Source organism: Streptomyces sp. NPDC058683, assembly GCF_042716195.1.
Classification (GTDB): domain Bacteria; phylum Actinomycetota; class Actinomycetes; order Streptomycetales; family Streptomycetaceae; genus Streptomyces.
This window is the reverse complement of record NZ_JBHXSK010000022.1, coordinates 83,266-101,767: the sequence shown is the minus strand read 5'-3', so window position 1 is coordinate 101,767 and position 18,502 is coordinate 83,266. Positions and strand designations below refer to the sequence as shown.

Annotated in this window: 11 protein-coding genes; 9 read left to right on the top strand and 2 right to left on the bottom strand. The window is 71.5% G+C overall.

Features of this window, described 5'->3' with window-relative positions; translation table 11 throughout:
* Window positions 1-123: 123 nt before the first annotated feature.
* The 5 genes from ACFWXC_RS24705 to ACFWXC_RS24685 all read left to right on the top strand — a co-directional run bounded on the left by ACFWXC_RS24705 (window position 124) and on the right by ACFWXC_RS24685 (window position 11,748).
* Window positions 124-3,126, top strand: a complete 3,003-nt coding sequence (locus ACFWXC_RS24705; RefSeq protein ID WP_384481994.1) for a hypothetical protein — start codon at window positions 124-126, stop codon at window positions 3,124-3,126.
* On the top strand, window positions 3,123-4,160 hold the full coding sequence (locus tag ACFWXC_RS24700) for a prepilin peptidase (protein ID WP_384481992.1): 1,038 nt from the start codon (window positions 3,123-3,125) through the stop codon (window positions 4,158-4,160). The genes ACFWXC_RS24705 and ACFWXC_RS24700 overlap by 4 nt, the downstream gene beginning before the upstream one ends.
* Before the next feature lie 163 nt (window positions 4,161-4,323).
* On the top strand, window positions 4,324-10,038 hold the full coding sequence (locus ACFWXC_RS24695; protein ID WP_384481990.1) for a hypothetical protein: 5,715 nt from the start codon (window positions 4,324-4,326) through the stop codon (window positions 10,036-10,038).
* A 56-nt stretch (window positions 10,039-10,094) separates the two neighbouring features.
* Complete coding sequence (gene mqnC, locus ACFWXC_RS24690; protein ID WP_384481988.1) at window positions 10,095-11,294, top strand: cyclic dehypoxanthinyl futalosine synthase; 1,200 nt, start codon at window positions 10,095-10,097, stop codon at window positions 11,292-11,294.
* Between the two features lie 7 nt (window positions 11,295-11,301).
* Entirely contained in the window at window positions 11,302-11,748 is a 447-nt protein-coding gene (locus tag ACFWXC_RS24685; protein WP_384481986.1) for a hypothetical protein, read from the top strand.
* 87 nt (window positions 11,749-11,835) lie between these two features.
* Here ACFWXC_RS24685 and ACFWXC_RS24680 read toward each other — a convergent pair whose 3' ends face one another.
* Window positions 11,836-12,909: a chitinase gene (locus ACFWXC_RS24680; RefSeq protein ID WP_384481984.1), complete on the bottom strand. Its 1,074-nt coding sequence runs from the start codon at window positions 12,907-12,909 to the stop codon at window positions 11,836-11,838.
* A gap of 390 nt (window positions 12,910-13,299) precedes the next feature.
* On the opposite strand from ACFWXC_RS24680, the gene ACFWXC_RS24675 reads away from it, so the two are divergent.
* From ACFWXC_RS24675 to ACFWXC_RS24660, 4 genes are read left to right on the top strand one after another with little or no spacing between them, the layout of a single operon-like run.
* Window positions 13,300-13,605 (top strand): hypothetical protein, encoded by a 306-nt coding sequence (locus ACFWXC_RS24675; RefSeq protein ID WP_384481982.1) that lies wholly within the window; start codon window positions 13,300-13,302, stop codon window positions 13,603-13,605.
* 22 nt (window positions 13,606-13,627) lie between these two features.
* Window positions 13,628-16,102 carry a bifunctional polysaccharide deacetylase/glycosyltransferase family 2 protein gene (locus tag ACFWXC_RS24670; protein WP_384481980.1) on the top strand — a complete coding sequence of 825 codons (2,475 nt, stop codon included), beginning with the start codon at window positions 13,628-13,630 and terminating at the stop codon, window positions 16,100-16,102.
* Window positions 16,102-17,418, top strand: a complete 1,317-nt coding sequence (locus ACFWXC_RS24665; protein ID WP_384481979.1) for an acyltransferase family protein — start codon at window positions 16,102-16,104, stop codon at window positions 17,416-17,418. The genes ACFWXC_RS24670 and ACFWXC_RS24665 overlap by 1 nt, the downstream gene beginning before the upstream one ends.
* Window positions 17,419-17,441: 23 nt before the next feature.
* Window positions 17,442-18,137, top strand: a complete 696-nt coding sequence (locus ACFWXC_RS24660) for a demethylmenaquinone methyltransferase (protein ID WP_384481978.1) — start codon at window positions 17,442-17,444, stop codon at window positions 18,135-18,137.
* Window positions 18,138-18,173: 36 nt separating this feature from the next.
* Here ACFWXC_RS24660 and ACFWXC_RS24655 read toward each other — a convergent pair whose 3' ends face one another.
* A complete protein-coding gene (locus ACFWXC_RS24655; protein ID WP_384481976.1) occupies window positions 18,174-18,482 on the bottom strand; it encodes a PASTA domain-containing protein in 309 nt (102 codons plus the stop codon).
* Window positions 18,483-18,502 lie beyond the last annotated feature (20 nt).

Genomic DNA, 18,502 nt, shown 5'->3' with positions numbered 1-18,502 from the left:
CGCCGTTCGCCGTTCTTCCCTTCGACGCTGTCGGTGCCAGTCAATAGGATCGTCAAGGGGACCTCGATAGGCTCGATGCGCCCCCGGCCCACTCCTTCCACACACGACCCCAGGACACCCGCCATGGCGCGACGCAGCACATCAAGCTCGACGGGAAGACCGACGGGGAACCCGTCGGGTCCGCGGAACCGGACCCCGCAGCCGGTGCGGGTGCGACGGCGTACGTTCGGGGACTTCGTCAAGGCCTTCCTCGCCTTCGTGGCGCTGCTCGCGCTCGTCGTCGGCGTCCCCGGCGCCCTCGCCGTGACCGTCGGCTGGCCCCTGCCGCACAGCGCGCCGACGATGGGCTGGCTGTCGCAGCCGATCGGCGTCGACACGTTCCTGAACATCCTGACGGTCATCGTGTGGCTGGCCTGGGCCCAGTTCACGGCCTGCGTGCTGGTGGAGGTCAAGGCCGCCGTCTCCGGCGTCGGCCTGCCCAGCCGGGTCCCCGGCGCCGGCCCCAGCCAGCTGCTCGCCCGGCAGCTGGTCGCGGCCCTGCTGCTGGTCGGCGCCACCGCCGCCAGCCTCACCCCGGGCCTGTCGCAGCTCGGCCACAGCATGGAGGGCAACCAGAAGGGCACGGTGGCCGCCGCCCAGGCGACCCCCGGCCTCCTCGCCCAGCAGCAGGAGCAGGCCAAGAGCACCGCGGCCGCCCTCGCCGAGCAGGCCGGCCATGCCGCCGCCCAGGCCCAGGCCGAGCACGGCTCCACCGCCACCGCGCACGGCGCGACGAAGTACTACCGGATCCAGCCGCCCGAGGGCCGCCACCACGACTCCCTCTGGGAGATAGCGCAGCGCCACCTCGGCGACGGCCGCCGGTACAAGGAGATCTACGAGCTCAACAAGGACCGCATCCAGCCCGACGGCTCCCGGCTCTCCGAGGCCAGCCTCATCCGGCCCGGCTGGATCATGGAGATGCCCGGCGACGCCCACGGCGGCGAACTCGTCGCGAACCCCGACGCGCATGTCTCGCCGGAGGTCCGGCAGCAGATCGGCGACTACGCCAGGACCGGCGACCACGCCCAGCAGCACCAGCAACAGCAGCAGGGCGGGCAGCACGCGGGCGAGGACGGGGCCACCGCGCAGATCTCGGTGCCCAGCCAGCGCCAGGCCGGCGACGCCGGCACACCCGCCCAGGCGCACGACGCCTCCGGCCACTCCTCCTCCGGATCTGCCTCCGGGTCGGTCTTCGGGTCTGCCTTCGGGCTGTCCGAGGCGCTGCTCGGCGCCCCCCTCCTCGCCGCCGGGCTGCTCGCCGCCCTCGGCCGCCGGCGCCGGCAGGCCCTGTGGCAGTCGGCGCTCGGTGCCGTCGGCGGCCGGCGCGGCATGGAGCCGCCGACCCCGACCGGCGACGCCCAGGACGTGCAGGACGCGCTCCTGGTCGGCGCGGATCCGGAAGGCGTACGACTGCTCGACCGGTCCCTGCGCGGACTCGCCGCCGCCCTCACCGCCGAGTCCCGTTCGCTGCCGGTGGTCTACGCGGCCTGGCTCAGCCACGGCGATCTGCATCTGCAACTCGCCCAGCCCGCGGGCAAGCCCCCCGCGCCCTGGCAGCTCGGCCAGGACCAGACGTTCTGGACGCTGTCCCGCGCGGACGCCGAGCACTACGAGGACACCGACGCCGCGGCGCCGTACCCCGGCCTGGTCAGCCTCGGCACCATGGACGACTCGCGGCTGCTGCTCAACCTGGAGGCCGTGCCCGGGATCGTCTCGCTGAGCGGCCGGGAGGCCGACCGGGCCGCCGTGTTCGCCTCGGTCGCCGCCGAACTCGCCACCAACGGCTGGTCGGACCGCATGACCATCACCCTCGTCGGCTTCGGCGCGGACCTCACCCCGCTCGCCCCCAACCGGCTGCGCCATCTCGACGGCGTGGAGGCGCTGTTCGAGACGATGGAGGCGGAGACCCGGCAGCGGCGCGGCGCACTGGGCGCCGCCGACCACCACTCGGTCCTCACCGGCCGCACCGGCCCGGCCCAGCACACCCGCTGGGCGCCGAACCTGGTGCTGCTCGCCACCCAGCCGTCCGCCGAGGACGCGGTGCGGCTCGCCGAACTCGCCGCCGACGCCGCCCGGCTGGGCATCGGCTACCTGGTCGGCACCGAGAGCGCCGACCTGCCGGGCGCCTCCTGGGCGATGGAGATCACCCCGGACGGCAAGCTCCTCGCCCCGCTCCTCGGCCTCGAACTGGACGCCCAGCTGCTGCCCGCCGTGCAGCAGCGCGCGGTCGTCGAACTGTTCGTCGAGGCCGACCCCGAGCGCGACCCGGACGGGCCGACCAACGCCCCGCCGTTCCTCGTCGACATCAGCGAGCAGGGGCGGCCCGCGGTGTACGCGCGGCTGGTGGGACCGTACGAGATCATGGGCCTCGACACCCCGGACGGGGACCGCAGCGCGCTCCTCCACGAGGCCCTGGCGCTCCTCCTGCTGCACCGCGAGGGTGTGCACCCGCGCGTGCTGTCGTCCGCGCTGTGGCCGCGCGGGGTGACGGAGGACGTCCGCGACGCGCTCCTCGAGCGGCTGCGGGCCTGGCTGGGCACCGACCCGGACGGCAGCCCGCGGCTGCGCGCCGACGCCACCGGCCGACTCGTGCTCGCCAAGTCGGTGGTCTCCGACCTGGACGTGCTGCGCTCCCTCTACTACGAGGCCACCCAGGGCAAGGGCGTCGACAGCCGCGCGGTCCGCGGCCGCCTCCTCACCGACGCGCTCGTGCTCGTCCGCGGCCCGTTGCTCGCCGACCGCGCGGAGGGCCGGTACCGCTGGCTCACCCACGAGATCATCGACGCCCAGCTCCCGCTGCTGGTCGCCGACATCGGCCTCGCCCTGTCCGCGTTCCACCTGGAGAAGGACCGCGCGGAGAAGGCGATCGAGGCGCTCGGCGCGGCGCTGAGGACCGCGGCGGCCGACGAGCGCCTCTGGAACGAGCTGCTGCGCGCCACCCACGCCACCGGCGACCCGGACCGCGTCCGCGCCCTCGCCGCCGACCTCGTCACCCGCAGCGGGGCGCGCGGCCTGCCCCCGCGCACCGAGGCCCTCCTCGACGAACTCCTGCCGACCTGGCGCGACGGCGCCGCCGCGACCGGATGACCGTCCTGGACCTCGCCCTCCCGGCCGCCGCCGCCCTCTGGGGCGCGGCGGCCGGCACCCTGCTGCCCCGCGCCGCGTACCGCTTCTCGGCACCGACGGGGGAGCAGTGGCGCACCACCTGCCCCGCGGGCCACCCGCTCAGAGGCTGGCTGGGCCGCGCACGCTGCACGGAGTGCACGACGCCCGAGGGGGCGCAGTCCTCTCCCCTCACCCCGGCGCAGGCGCCCGACCCCACGCCGGCGCCTGACAACCGCCCCACACCGGCACCCGACGACAACTCCGCGCCGGGCGCCCACCCCACCGCGCCGGCGCCCACCGGCGGCTCCACGCCCGCACATGCGGATCGCGGCGCGCCCGGCGCCCACCCCACCGCGCCGGCGCCCGACGGCAACCTCGCGCCAGCGCCCGGCGACAGCCCCGCGCCCGGCGCCCACCCCACCCCGCCCGCGCCCGGCGAGCCGCGCACGCCCCCCGCTCGCCCGCGCGCCGCCTACGGCCCCCGCACCACCCCCCTCGCCGTCGCGACCGCGCTGGTCTGCGTAGCCCTGGCGCTCGCCACCGGTACCCGTCCCGAGCTGGCCGTCTGGCTGGTGCTCGCGCCGGTGGGCGTGCTGCTCGCGGTCGTCGACTTCCGGGTGCAGCGCCTCCCCGACCCCCTCACCCTCCCCCTCGCGGCCGCGGCCCTCGCCCTCCTCGGTGGGGCCGCGCTGCTCCCCGAGCACGCCGGCGACTGGCTCACCGCCCTGTACGCGGCCCTCGCGCTCGGCGGTGCCTACTTCGTCCTCTTCCTCATCAACCCCGGCGGCATGGGCTTCGGCGACGTGAAGCTCGCGCTCGGCATGGGCGCCGTCCTCGGCTGGTACGGCTGGCCCACCGTGCTGCTCGGCACCTTCGCCGGCTTCCTGTTCGGCGCGCTGTACGGCGGTGCGCTCGTCGTCGTACGGCGGGCCGGGCGCAAGACGGCGATCGCGTTCGGACCGTTCCTGATCGCGGGCGCGTTCGCGGGGCTCCTGGTGGGGGCGTACACGGCGTAGCCCAGGGCACGGGCGTACGGACACATCACCCGATTCAGTGATTGTGTCCTGCCTCCGATGATCGCGATCCTGGTGGGGCGGGCCGCGTGAGGCGGGCCGCGTGGAGCGAGCCGCAGGGTGCCGAGCCGCACGGGGCGTGGTCGGGGATCGGGGGAGAGCCGTCATGGGCGTACGGAAGATCGAGCAGGTCGTATCCCGGTACAACCCCGTCTTCGACGTGCCGAACCTGAAGTTGGGCTACGGCCGGGACAAGAACATCTATCTGGTCGTCGGCGGCAGCCCCGACGGCCGTCTGCTGCGCCTGGCACCGGACGGTACGCACCAGCGCTTCACCCGGGCCGGCGCCGCCGCGCTGCTCGCCACGGCCGACGCGGCCGGGGTGATCGCGATCGCGGAGCACCACTTCCAGCACCGGGTCGTCTTTTACGACAAAGAGCTCAACGAACTCGGCCACTACGACGACTTCGCCGGTGACGACACCCTCGGCTACACCTCGCCCTCGGGCCTGGAGGCGGCGGAGTCCGGCGTCTTCTACGTCCTCGACCAGCATCGGCGGCGCGTGCTCGGGCTGCTGCCCGACGGCACCCTGGACCAGGAGATCCCCCTCACCGGCCTCCCGGCCGAGGCCGTCTCGGCCGGTGGCGCGGTCGGCCTGCGGGTGGCGGAGCACGCCGGGCGCATCTACACCGCATGGCCGAAGAAGGACAGCCCGTCGGGGTTCGTCTGCGCCAGCGACCTCGCCGGCAGGTGCCTCTGGTCCGACCAGGTCAAGGTCTCGGGCGACCTCTACGGCGGCTTCGACACGACCGAGGACGGCGACCTCCATGTGATCCTCAAGGGCACGGGCCGGCAGCCGCTGCGGATCTACCAGCCGGACGGGCAGAAGACGGACGGCGCGATCGGGCTGCCCGGCGACGGCTACGAGGTGCAGCACCTGCGGCTCCGCGAGGGCAGGTACTACGTCAAGCGGAACGACCCCCGCTATCTGTTCGAGGTGTACGACACCGCCGGCGGCAGGGACGCCACACGCGTGGAAGCCGACGTCGAGCGCCTCACCGTGGAGTACGACTCCGATGTGTGGGCCGCCGGCCGGCCGATGCCCCTGACCGTCACCCACACCCCGGGCCGCTGGCCGAACCGGCCGCGCTTCCGGGTCTGGCTGCGCCCGCTCGGCGTCCCCGAGTTCACCGAACTCCCGCTGACCGGCGGCGCGGTGACCCCGCCGGCCGACGAGCGGGGCCTCTACCAGGTACGGGTGTCGCCCGATGCCGCCGGACAGCTGTCCGAGTACGTCGTGGACGGCACCGTGGAGATCCGCCCGGCCGGGACCGTACAGGGCTCGCTGTCCCTGATGAGCTGCCGGATCGACAAGGACGAGCACGGCGATCCCCTCCCTCCGGTCAACGTCAACCGCCTCCACTACGGGCGCGGCGAGGCCGTCACCGTCGCGGTCCGGGCCCGGGTGGGCCCGGGGGTACCGCTGCCGACCGCCGTACGGGCCGTGCTGACCCGGGACGGCGCGGTACTGCGGGAGTGGAAGGTCGACCTGGACGGCACGGGCAGCGGCCGGCTGGACATCGACGCGGAGTACACCGGCACCCTGGAGCCCGGACGGTATGCCGTCGACGCCGAGCCGCCGACCGGCCTCACCTTCACCGTCGCCCCCCAGTACCTCGACATCGGTCCGGGCCTGACCCGCAGGCCGGACTTCCACCTCACCCTGTACACCGACATCTACGCTCCCAACCACGCCTGCTTCCCCGTCGACCCGCGCGCGAGGGCCACGAACCCGGTCAGCACCGCGCTGCCGGGCTACGCGGACCTCCCGGACCTGGTCCAGGCCCACCTGAACCGGGTCCGGGCGCTCGGCCTCAACCTCGCCGTCGACCGGCTCGGCGCGAGCGGCTGGCCCGCCACCTTCGAGGCGGACAACGCGGCCGACACCGGCACCGACCTCGCCGGACGGCTCGCGGCCTCCCCGGTCGCGGTCCACCCGCTCAAGGCCGGCCTGGAGGACGTGGGCCGCCGGGTCATCGCCGGATACGGCGCACACGGCATCGAGGAACAGGCCGTCCTCCACATCAACGACACCTTCCTGCCGCTCGACTGGCCGGGGAACTACGAGAACCGCACACTGCCCGCGCTCAAGTGCGACCTCACCAGGGTCACCGGCCGGCTGGGCGTCTATGCCGCGTTCCGCGGCTGGACCTGGGGCGCCAACTGGTGGAACGGCCCCGTGGGCGTGGCCGACGCGTTAGGCGCCCAGGAGAAGCAGGAGTTCACGGACGCCGTGAACGCCATCGACCATGGCGGCCGGACCTGGGCACCCGTGCTCGACACCGTGACCGACCGGACCGTCGGACGCAAACCGGCGCAGGCCGCCGAGTTCCGCGAGACCCTGAACACGGTGGCGCCCGGCCTGACCAGCGCACTGACCAGGCCCTACTACGCGGTGCAGACCCCGCCTGCGCTGCTGTTCGCCGAGGCCGACGAGGTCGATCTGCACTATCAGGGCGAGCAGATCCAGATCCCGCTGGCCACTGCCCACATGGTCGACTTCCTGCGGCGGCCCGGCAAACCGGTGTGGGGTCACCCGGAGCTGACCAACGACGACGGCACCGGCGGAATGATCCTGCCGACCCTGTTCCAGCAGATGCTGCGCGGCCCGGACGGCACCGGCCTGGTCCCCGACGAGGGCGTCCGCCAGACCGAGGGCGTGGCCGCCTACGCCGAACGGACCGGCGGCAGCGGCCCCAAACGCGGCGAGCCGCGCTCCGGCGGAGCGGGCAAAACCTCCGTCCAGCGCGCCGCGTTCGACCTGATCGGCCGCCTCGGCCCGGCCGTCGCGGGCGCCGAGAGCGCCAACCGGGTCGCGATCGTCGTCTCCACCCGCATGCAGCGCCTGGAGCGGTTCGACGGGTGGACCCTCAGCCGTTACTTCGCCCGGCTCTACGAGGCGTACAGCGCCTGCCTGTACGCCGGCCGGCCCGCCTCCTTCGTCCACAGCGAGGACGTCACCGCCGATGTGCTGCGCGGCTACCAGGTGGTCCTGCTCGTGGGCCAGCGCGTCGACCCGGAGCCACGGCTGGCGGAGGCCCTGAAGGCCGTACACGCCGACCCTCCGGCGCCGGCGGGCAAGGTCACGGTGTACGCCGACGCCACCTGCCACACCGGCATCGCCGCGGACTTCCACCCGCTGGGTATCGGCTTCGACCACGTCCAGCCGCTCCTCGAGCGGACCGTGCAGAACGACGACACCGCCTACTTCCGGCTCCGCAAGGTCTTCCTCGCCCAGGGCGCCGCCCTCGCCGAGGTGCTGCACGCCGTCCCCCCGGTCGCCGAGTGCGACAACCCGGAGGTGCTGCTCAGCGAATGGACGGCCGGGGACACCACCTACATCTGGGCCGTCAACAACACCATGCCCGACTGGGAACCGGGGACCGCCTGGCGCGTCGGGCTGCTGTGCGCCCAACGCCTGCCCGTGCGGACGAAGCTGACGGTACGACTGCCCGCCCTGCACCAGGTCGTCGACGTGCTCACCGGCAAGCCGGTCTCGCTGCTCGGCGGCACCTTCACGGCGGACCTGCGCACCGTACCGGCCCGCCTCTACGCGATCGTCCCGCTGCTGCACAGCCCGCTGCCGACCGCCTCGGAGGACGGATTCGGCCCGCACGTCAGGGACATCGCGGTCGCCGCCGACGGCAGTACCGCGGCCCTCAACACCTTCAACTGGGACCACAACCTCTACGGCCTCGACCTCGCCACCGGCCGCACCCGCTGGCGCCGGCGCCTCGGCCACCACTTCGCCTACGGCCCCACCGCCCGCCCCGACGGCTTCGCCGTCCAGGGCTTCGACCTGAACTCCCCGGAGGGCTACCACCTCTACGTGCTGGACCCCGCCGGCCGACCGCAGCGCCGGTTCGCCCTGTTCGGCCTGCCCAAGAAGGCCACCGACTGGTCCAAGCCGGAATGGGGGTACGACTACGGCCTGAACAACTTCGCGGTGGCGCCCGGCGGTTCCTGGATCGCCACCTCCGGCGACCTGGGTCTCGCCGTGTGGGACGACCAGGGCGACGAGAAGTGGGCGGATTCCTGGTGGACGGAGAACCGCCGCACCCCGCTCCGCCTCCTCGCCCTCGACGACGACACCCTGATCACCTACGCCGACAACACCATCACCGGCCGCTCGGCGGCGGACGGCACCACCCTGTGGACGATCCCCACCGCCGTCGGCGCGAGCTTCGGCGGGGCCTTCGGCGCGGGAGCGGTCAGCGGCGACCGCCGTACGGCGGTGATCGCGTCGGAGGCCGACGGCGGCCGCGTGTACGTGATCCGCGACGGAGCCCTGGTCACCACCCTGCCCACCGCGGCCGCCGAGCTGGCCGTCTCCGCCGACGGCTCCCTCCTCGCGGTCACCACCGGCAACCAGCTGAAGGCCTACGACACCACGGCCGGCCTGCTGTGGACCCACACCGGGGACGACTTCCTGCGCCGCCCGCGCGTCTCGCCCGACGGCACCCGGATCGCCGTCGGCAGCGAGCTGGGCACGCTGTCCGTGCTGCGGCGCGACGGCACCCTGCTGACCGCCACCGACCTGCGGGCGCTCCCGGTGCCGGCCTGGCTGCCGGACGGCGATCTGCTCGCCGCCACATGGATGGGCACAGTCGTCCGGTACGGCACCGATCTCGAGGAGCGCTGGCGGACCCGGCTGGCCCCGGAGGAGACGGACATCCGTGCCAAGCTGACGGCCCCCGACCCGGTGCCCGTGGTGCGCAGGGCGGAGTGGGGCAACGCGCGCTCCGAGCCGTACGACCTGACTCCCAACCTCCTCGCGGACACCCACGCCATCTTCACCATGAGGATGGTCAACCCCGAGTTCGACATGGGTCCGAAGCCCGAGGCCTTCGCACTCCTGACCGACGGCAGTGCCACTCCGCCCGCCGAGCCATGGCTGAATCCGACGCTCCTCGGCGGTCTCGGCGCCCGCGGCTCGGACCAGCGCTTCGTGCTCACCGTGGACACGTTCCGCTCCCAGCTGGAGCTGACCGGTGTCACCGTCGCCGAGGATCCCGCGCACCCCGAGTCCTGGATGCGTGACGTGCTGCTCCAGTGGTGGGACGCCCGGAACGCCGTCTGGCGGGACGGCCCGATGCTGCTGTCCGACCGGGCCGTGCACAGCCACGACGTCGACCTGCGCTCGGGACGCTTCCGGTTCGTCACGACCGGCGGCGGCACCTGGCCTGCGGGCAACCTCCGGTTCGGTGAACTGGTCTTCCACGGCCGGGTCCTGGGCCCCTCCCACCGTGACGTGGTGGAGAACAACCCCGTCGCCGTCCTCTTCGACGACCGCGAGGACGACGTACACGACCTGCTGATCGGCGGCAGGGGCGTCGAGATCCAGGAGGGCGGCGCGTACTCCGGCAGTACCAGGTGCCTGCGGGTGCCGGGGCCGCTTCCGGGCGCCCAGTATCCCGCCAGTTACGCCGCCTTCGGCTACTCGATGCACGACTGGGACTTCAAGGTCGTGGAACATCCGAGCCTTCCGGGCGAGTACCGCCATCTCCAGTTCGCCTGGAAGGCGCTCGGCCCTGAGACCACAGGCATCGGCCTGCGGATCGGGGACGGCTCGCGCAACGACGGCCGGGTCTTCGGCGTGAACGCCGGGATTTCCCACTGGCCGCCGGCCCCCACGCTGCTGACCGAGCACTCGGTCGGGCAGGTCCCGGCCGACTGGAGTGTGGTGCGCCTGGACCTGTGGACCCTGTGGGCACAGGACCCGGACCTGATGAAGATCACCCAGCTCGCCGTGCGCACGGACGGCGGCGGTGCCCTCTTCGACCGGATCGTCCTCGGCCGTACCGAGGCGGACCTGCCGTAGCGGCTGGCGTAGGCTGGCCAGGTCTGTCCACAACCCTTGACGAAAGGGACGCCCTGGTGACCGAGAAGGCCGACCTCCAGTCTGTCCTCGACCGTGCCGCCGCCGGTGGGCGGATCACCCCGGAAGAGGCGCTCGACCTCTACCGCGACGCGCCCCTGCACGCGCTGGGCGCCGCCGCCGACGCCGTACGCCGCCGCAGGTACGCGGGTACCGAGCACATCGCGACGTACATCATCGAGCGGAACATCAACTACACGAACGTGTGCGTCACGGCGTGCAAGTTCTGCGCCTTCTACGCGGCCCCCAAGGACACGGCGAAGGGCTGGACCCGCGAGCTCGACGACATCCTGCGCCGGTGCGCGGAGACGGTCGAGCTGGGCGGCACCCAGATCATGTTCCAGGGCGGCCACCACCCCGACTTCGGCGTCGAGTACTACGAGCAGAACTTCAAGGCGATCAAGGACGCGTTCCCGCAGCTGGTGATCCACAGCCTGGGGGCGTCCGAGGTCGAGCACATGGCCCGGATCTCCGGCGTCTCGGTCGAAGAGGCCATCACCCGCATCCACGAGGCCGGCCTCGACTCCTTCGCGGGCGCCGGCGCGGAACTCCTCCCCGCGCGCCCCCGCAAGGCCATCGCGCCCCTCAAGGAGAGCGGCGAGCGCTGGCTGGAGATCATGGAGACGGCGCACAACCTGGGCGTGGAGTCCACGTCCACGATGCTCATGGGCACCGGCGAGACCAACGCCGAGCGCATCGAGCACCTGCGGATGATCCGGGACGTCCAGGACCGCACGGGTGGCTTCCGGGCCTTCATCCCGTACACCTACCAGCCCGAGAACAACCATCTGAAGGGCCGCACGCAGGCGACCCTCTTCGAGTACCTGCGGATGATCGCGATCGCCCGGGTCTTCCTCGACAACGTCGCCCACATCCAGGGCTCCTGGCTGACGACCGGCAAGGAGGTCGGCCAGCTCTCGCTCCACTACGGCGCCGACGACCTCGGTTCGATCATGCTGGAGGAGAACGTCGTCTCGTCGGCCGGCGCCAAGCACCGCTCCAACCGCCTGGAGATCATCGACCTGATCCGCAAGGCGGGCCGCGTCCCGGCACAGCGCGCGACGACGTACGAGCACCTGGTGGTCCACGACGACCCGGCGAACGACCCGGTGGACGAGCGGGTGATGTCCCACATCTCGTCGACGGCGATCGAGGGCGGGACGGCGCACCCGGAGTTGAAGCTCCTCACCTCCAACTGACCGGGCCGTGGAGACGATTCACACGGCGGACCGGGTCTTCGCCGCCTGGGACTCCGACCCCGTCGAGAACGGCGCCGTGGTGGTCGTACAGGACCGGATCGGTGCCGTGGGCACGTACGAGGAGCTGCGCGAGAGGTTTCCGCGTGCGCGGGTACGCCGGTGGCCGGGGTCCCTCGGCCCCGCCAGGCTCCACGACGGCCCCCTTCCGGACGCCCCCAGCCCGCGCGAGCGCGTGCACGCCGTGCTGAAGCTGGGAGCGGTGGTGGTGCTGGAGGCGTACGTCGACTCCCCCGAACTCCGGGCGGCGGCGGAACGCAACGACGTCTCCGTGGTCTCCGCACCGCGCCCCGCACGGCTCGTCGAGACGGCCAGGGCCGACCTGGCCGTGTTCGACGAGACGGAGGCGTGCATCGCGACGGTGTGCGCGGGGCGACTCGTCCACAGACGGAAGTAGCGGCGTCCCGTATGGGGTGCGGGGCTGTGTCAGTAGGCGGCTCCGCCGCGTGGGCGCGACCAACCCGCACCGGCCCGCAGACGCCGCTCAGCCCGCGAACGCCTTCGCGAACGCCCCCGAACTCTGGCTGACACCACTGCAGTTGGTCGCGGCGTCGTCGTCGCCCGAACTCCCGCTCTCGCACTGCTGGTCCCGGAACGTCGACCACATCGAGACCCAGGCGATCCCGTTCTCCTCCGCGAAGGTCCGCACGTCGGCGGCGTCCGACAACGTGAGCGTCTCCCCGTCCACGTCGTTCACCCCGATCATCGAGGTCAGCGCCATCCCGCCCCACGCCCCCACGTCGGACAGCCCGAACACCTTCTTCAGCTGCGTGTGTGTGGCCTTCGCCGAGGTGACCGCGTAGCCACCCATGTCCCCGTCGTACGACTCGCCGTAGTTCATGGTCATGATGTCGACCGTCGAGACCTGCACGTCGTACTTGTTCGCGGACTCCAGCAGCGCGAGGCCGTCGGAGTCGAGCCCCGACGGCATCACGGGCAGGGTGAAGGTGACTTCCAGGTCGGGCCGTTCCTTCTGGAGCTCCGCGATCGCCTGCGACCGCAGGGCGACCGAGTCGGAGTCGGTCAGTGTGTCGCCCTCGATGTCGAAGTCGGCCTGGGTGGAGCCCGCGGCGTCCAGCGCGGCGCCGTACGCCGCGGCGAGCTTCGACGCGCTGGAGCAGGTCGTCGCGAGCTCCTTGCCCGAGGCCCCGCCGAAGGACACCCGGACCGACGCGCCGTCCTGCTTCAGCGCGGAGATACGGGATTTCACGGCCGAACTGCCGATCGCGGTCGTCCCGTTCCACTTCGGCGTGCAGCTGCTGCCGTCGGAGATCACGAAGGCCAGGTTGTACGCCGACGGCGAGCCCGCGTCGTCGGTGTCGGCGGCCTCCGTCGCGCTGACGTAAGGAGCGTAGGACGTACTCGATGTATCAGATGTATCGGATGTATTTGATTTGTCTGATGTGCCGGACTCGTCGGTCGCGCTCGGCGAGGCCGAAGTCCGCTTCGACGGTGCGGGCGCCGCGTCCGACGTGCCGGCGGAGCCCGTGGAGCACCCCGTCACTGCCATGGCAAACAGGCAGGTAAGCCCAGCGGCCGGCCTCAGGAAACCCCGCATTAAGATGCACCCGCTCTCGTGATTTGTGTCTCAGGGTCGAAACAAACCCTGATTCGAAAGGAAAACGTCTCACACGTACATGGTGTTCAACCCTTCGATCGATACATAGAAAACTCATGGAACGAAGGGCGTGAGTCGGGCTTATGGTGCGTCGTAAAAGGGGCGTTGAGTAAGTTTCCCCTCCGGGGTGGTCTCCGCAGGTGTTCACAGAATCTCTCAGCGAAAAGACAGGTTAAGGCGTTTCTCATGGGCGCCTCACAAGAACTCCGAAGGCGGTCACATAAAGGCTCCCTAATATCTCGGGATATGCAATCCGAGCCTGCCATCGAAAGCCACGCCGCCGGGCGCGGTCGCCGCCGCAAACAAGGCAACGGGTCTGCCGAGGGGCCCGTGTTCGTCGACTCCTCGGGACGCCGGTCCAAGCTGCTGCGCCGCGTCGGCCTTCTCCTCGGCGTCGTCTGCCTCGCCTACACGGGCGTGCTCGGCGCCGCCTTCATGGGCTGGGGCACCTCGCTCACCCCCGACTCGCTGATCCCCGACTTCGCACGCGCGGGCAACGCCCCCGGCGGCGAGCGCCCGCAGGGCGGCATCGGCCGTCAGGCCGGCCTGCCCAGTGGCCGCCCGTCGGGGCCGCCCTCGACGGCCGCCACCCCGTCGGCATCCGCATCCGTGTCCGCCTCCGCCACCGCCAACTGACCGGAACGCAGGCCCTTTTCCCATGACTACACCGACCTCCTCACGCGGCCGCAGGCGCGCCCCCTCCCGCATCGAGCGGGCGGCCGGCCGGGCCGCGGCGCTGCAGAAACCACGTGTCATCCTCGCCCTGCTGCTCCTGCTGGCGCTGACCTGCGTGATGCTGCTCGACGGCTATCTGCGCGCAGAGGTCGGCGGCGACCAGCGGGTCCGCACCGGCGCCAGCTCCGGCAAGGTGCCGGACAAGGTCCTCGACGGCGGTCCGATCCTCACCTTCCGGGGCGGCCAGGCGACCACGGTCTCGGTCCCCTCCAAGACCATCGCGCTCACCTTCGACGACGGCCCGAACCCGACCTACACCCCGCAGGTCCTCAAGATCCTCGACCAGTACGACATCCCGGCCACGTTCTTCCTGGTCGGCTCGATGGTGTCGCGCTACCCGAGCATCGTGAAGACCATGGTCGAGCAGGGCAACGAGGTGGGCATCCACACGTTCACGCACGTCGATCTGTCGTACCAGAGCGACGCCCGGATCAACCGCGAGATGCAGCAGACGCAGCTCGCGCTCGCGGGCGCGGCCGGGATCACGACGACCCTGTTCCGCGCGCCGTACTCCTCGGAGACGGACGCCATCGACAACTACAGCTGGCCCGTCTACCAGAAGCTCGGCAAGGAGGGCTACACCAGCGTCTTCGTCGACACCGACAGCGACGACTGGAAGAAGCCGGGCGTCTCCAAGATCATCAATTGGGCCACGCCGAAGAAGAACAAGGGCGCCTCGGTGCTCTTCCACGACGCCGGTGGCGAGCGCTCGCAGACCATCAAGGCGCTGCCGCAGTACATCAAGAAGATGAAGGCGAAGGGCTACACCTTCACCACCATCAGCGGTGTCATCCAGAAGCAGGGCACGGGCAACGGGCAGTCCGCCACGACGGCCGGAGGCACCGGAGGCACCGGAGCTACCGGTGGCACGTCCGCCACCGGAGTCGCCGAGGCCGGCGCCCTCACCGGCGCTCTCACCGGCACCGGAACGGGCTCCGGCAGCGGAAATGCCGGCGGAACCGGCACCGGCACCCCGCCCGGCGGAACCGCCCCGAACGGCGAGAACGCCCCGAACACGGGCACGGGCAACGGCACCGGAAACGGCAACCGCAACAGCAACAGCAACCGCAACTCCCTCACCACCGGCCTCCAGGCGGCCCACCGCACCGCCACCGGCATGACCCTCTACGAGGGCAAGGCACTCCTCGTGGCGGTCGCGATCGCCGAATGGGCGCTGCCGGTGCTGTCGGTGCTGCTGCTCGTCGTCGGCGTCGCGGTCATGGGCCGCTTCGGCATGATGCTGCTCATCGCCCGCCGCCACTACCGGCTGCGCAACAAACGCCGGTTCAGCTGGGGGCCGACGGTCACCGGACCGGTGAGCGTGATCGTCCCGGCGTACAACGAGAAGGAGTGCATCGCCAACACCCTGGAGTCGCTGGCGCAGAGCACACACCCGATCGAGGTCATCGTCGTCGACGACGGTTCCACGGACGGCACCTCGGAGATCGCCCGCGCCGCCGCCGACAAGCTCGGCATGACCAACGTCCGGGTCATCCGCCAGGAGAACGCCGGCAAGCCCGCCGCCCTCAACAACGGCGTCCGCAGCGCCAGTTACGACATCGTCGTGATGATGGACGGCGACACGGTCTTCGAACCGGAGACGGTACGGCACCTCGTGCAGCCCTTCGCCGACCCCGAGGTCGGCGCGGTCGCCGGCAACGCCAAGGTCGGCAACCGCAACACGATCATCGGCGCCTGGCAGCACATCGAGTACGTGATGGGCTTCAACCTGGACCGCCGCATGTACGACCTGCTGCGCTGCATGCCGACGATCCCCGGCGCGATCGGCGCGTTCCGCCGCGAGGCGGTGCTGGAGGTCGGCGGGATGAGCGAGGACACCCTCGCCGAGGACACCGACATCACCATCGCCATGCACCGCGCGGGCTGGCGGGTCGTCTACCAGGAGCACGCCAAGGCCTGGACCGAGGCGCCCGCTTCGCTCAAGCAGCTGTGGTCCCAGCGCTACCGCTGGTCGTACGGCACCATGCAGGCCCTGTGGAAGCACCGCAAGTCCCTGACGGACAAGGGTCCCTCGGGCCGCTTCGGCCGGGTCGGCATGCCACTGGTGGTGCTCTTCCAGATCGTCACGCCCGTCTTCGCCCCGCTCATCGACGTCTTCACGGTCTACTCCATGATCTTCGTCGACTTCGAGGCGGCCCTGCTGGCCTGGCTGGCCGTCCTCGGTATCCAGCTGGGCTGCGCCGCCTACGCGTTCCGGCTGGACAAGGAGAAGTACCGCTACCTCCTGATGATGCCGCTCCAGCAACTGGCCTACCGTCAGATGATGTACCTTGTCCTCATCCACTCCTGCATCACCGCCCTCACCGGCGGCCGCCTGCGCTGGCAGAAACTCAAGCGCACCGGCGAGGTAGGCACCCCGGCGGGAGTGAGCGGCTGATGACCTGGGACCAGCAGCAGAACCCGTACCAGCAGGGGTACGGCTACGACCACGGCGGCTACGACCACAGCGGATACGGTCAGCAGCCGCCGTACGGTCAGCAGCAGTACGCGCAGCAGCCGTATCCGCAGCAACAGCAGTACGTCGAGTACGAGCCCGCCCCGGTGGCGGAGCAGACCGCCCCGCTTCCGGCGGTGGAACCGGAGCCCGAGTCCGAGGCGGCGCCCGGGCCGGTGTCTCCTGCCGAGGAACCGGCACCCGCTCCCGATCCGCAGCCCCAGCCCCCCAACAGGGACCGCTACTTCGACACCCTCCGCGCGGTCGCCCTGATCCGCGTCGTCACCTATCACACCTTCGGGTGGGCCTGGTGCGGCCTGGTGTTCCCCTCGATGGGCATCATGTTCGGCCTGGCCGGCACGCTGATGGCGAAGTCCCTGGAGCGTCCGGCGCTGAAGGTGGTCAAGAGCCGGCTGCGCCGTCTCCTCCCGCCGTTCTGGTTCTGGGGCCTCTTCGTCGTGCTGGCGATGCTGGTCCACGACTGGATGCCGGGCTGGCAGATCGTCTACTGGGTCGTGCCGCTCGGCGACCCGCCGGGCAACGCGTGGGGCGAGCAGGCCTGGGAGATCCTCTGGTACCTGCGGACGTACCTATGGTTCGTCCTCCTCTCCCCGGCCCTGCTGTGGATCTTCCGCAAGGCGCCCGTCCCGGTCCTCGTCCTCTCCCTCGTCCCGATCCTGATCCTGAACTTCGTCTGGTCCGGCCCGGACAACCGGTTCGGCAGCGCCCTGTGGGACCTGTCGACGTACCTCTTCTGCTGGATCCTCGGCTTCGCCCACCGCGACGGTGTGCTCCAGCGGATGAAGCCGGCCCTGGCGGTCGTCGCCTCCCTCGCCGCGATGGGGTACGGCGGCTGGTACGCCTTCTCGCACCAGGCCGACTTCGGGACCTACGACCTGGACGAGAACCCCCTCGCGCAGGCCTTCTGGTCGGCCGGGTTCGTGCTGCTGCTGATGTGGGCGAAGGCGTACTTCAGGATCGACTTCGCCTGGCTGACCCGCTTCCGGCGGCTGGATCGCACGGTCACCGTCTTCAACGCCCGCGCGGTGACGATCTACCTCTGGCACGAGATCGCGCTGATCCTGGCGGTTCCGCTGATCGACCAGATGTGGAACGTGCCCGCGTTCGAGAAGTGGCTCCCGCTGGACAGCCAGTGGTTCATGTTCGGCGTCGGCTGGATCCTGATCGCGGTGTTCATCCTGCTGTGCGGCTGGGTGGAGGACGTGGCGGCGAAGAAGAAGCCCCGGCTTCTGCCGTGACGGCGGGCTGCAAGAATGGCGAGGTGACCCGCGCCTCCCTGAACAAGCAGCCGCACGAAGTCGCCTCGATGTTCGACGACGTGGCGGAACGGTACGACCTGACCAACGACGTGCTGTCGCTCGGCCAGGACCGGCACTGGCGGAAGGAGGTCGCCCGGGCGGTCGACGCGCGGCCCGCGCAGAAGATCCTCGACCTGGCGGCCGGCACGGGCACCTCCTCCCAGCCGTTCGTCCGGGCCGGCGCCTACGTCGTGCCCTGCGACTTCTCCCTCGGCATGCTCCAGGTCGGCAAGCGGCGCACCGCCTGGATGCCCTTCACCGCCGGCGACGCCACCCGGCTGCCCTTCAGGGACGACACCTTCGACGCCGTCACGATCTCCTTCGGCCTGCGCAACGTCCAGGACACCGACGCGGCCCTGCGCGAGATGTACCGGGTGACGCGGCCCGGCGGCCGGGTGGTGATCTGCGAGTTCTCGCACCCCACCTGGGCGCCCTTCCGGACCGTCTACACCGAGTACCTGATGCGCGCGCTGCCGCCGGTCGCCCGCACGGTCTCCTCCAACCCGGACGCCTACGTCTACCTCGCCGAGTCCATCCGCGCCTGGCCCGACCAGCCCGCGCTGGCCGGACGGCTGCGCGAGGCCGGCTGGTCGAAGGTGGCCTGGCGCAACCTCACCGGCGGGGTCGTCGCCCTGCACCGGGGCTTCAAGGAGGCCTGAGCCCGCTTCCGGGAGGCCGCAGCCCCGTCCAGGGCGTCACCCGCCGATCACCTCGAAGGTGTCACCGGGCTGGTCCAGCTCCCGTTGCAGCCCGCCCGTCGGTGGCCGTGGGATGCGTGGCTCGCGCACGCCTCCGCCGCCCTCGCCCTCACCGAAGTCGAACCAGACGTACACCATCGAGTCCCGCGGCACCTCGGCACCGGGCTGCGGGAACTGGCGTACGACGTAGTCGACGACCGCAAGATGGAAGTCCGGCCGGTCCGGCGCGTTGAGGAACAGTCCCCGCGCCTGGGCGGTCTCGCGCGCGTCCACGGCCATCAGTCCGACCAGCCGTGGCACGCGCACTTCGGGTGTTTTGGGTGTTA

Coding starts and splice junctions, on each gene's coding strand:
- ACFWXC_RS24705 (WP_384481994.1), top strand. CDS start 124: ATGGCGCGACGCAGCACATCAAGCTCGACGGGAAGACCGACGGGGAAC.
- ACFWXC_RS24700 (WP_384481992.1), top strand. CDS start 3,123: ATGACCGTCCTGGACCTCGCCCTCCCGGCCGCCGCCGCCCTCTGGGGC.
- ACFWXC_RS24695 (WP_384481990.1), top strand. CDS start 4,324: ATGGGCGTACGGAAGATCGAGCAGGTCGTATCCCGGTACAACCCCGTC.
- ACFWXC_RS24680 (WP_384481984.1), bottom strand. CDS start 12,909: ATGCGGGGTTTCCTGAGGCCGGCCGCTGGGCTTACCTGCCTGTTTGCC.
- ACFWXC_RS24670 (WP_384481980.1), top strand. CDS start 13,628: ATGACTACACCGACCTCCTCACGCGGCCGCAGGCGCGCCCCCTCCCGC.
- ACFWXC_RS24665 (WP_384481979.1), top strand. CDS start 16,102: ATGACCTGGGACCAGCAGCAGAACCCGTACCAGCAGGGGTACGGCTAC.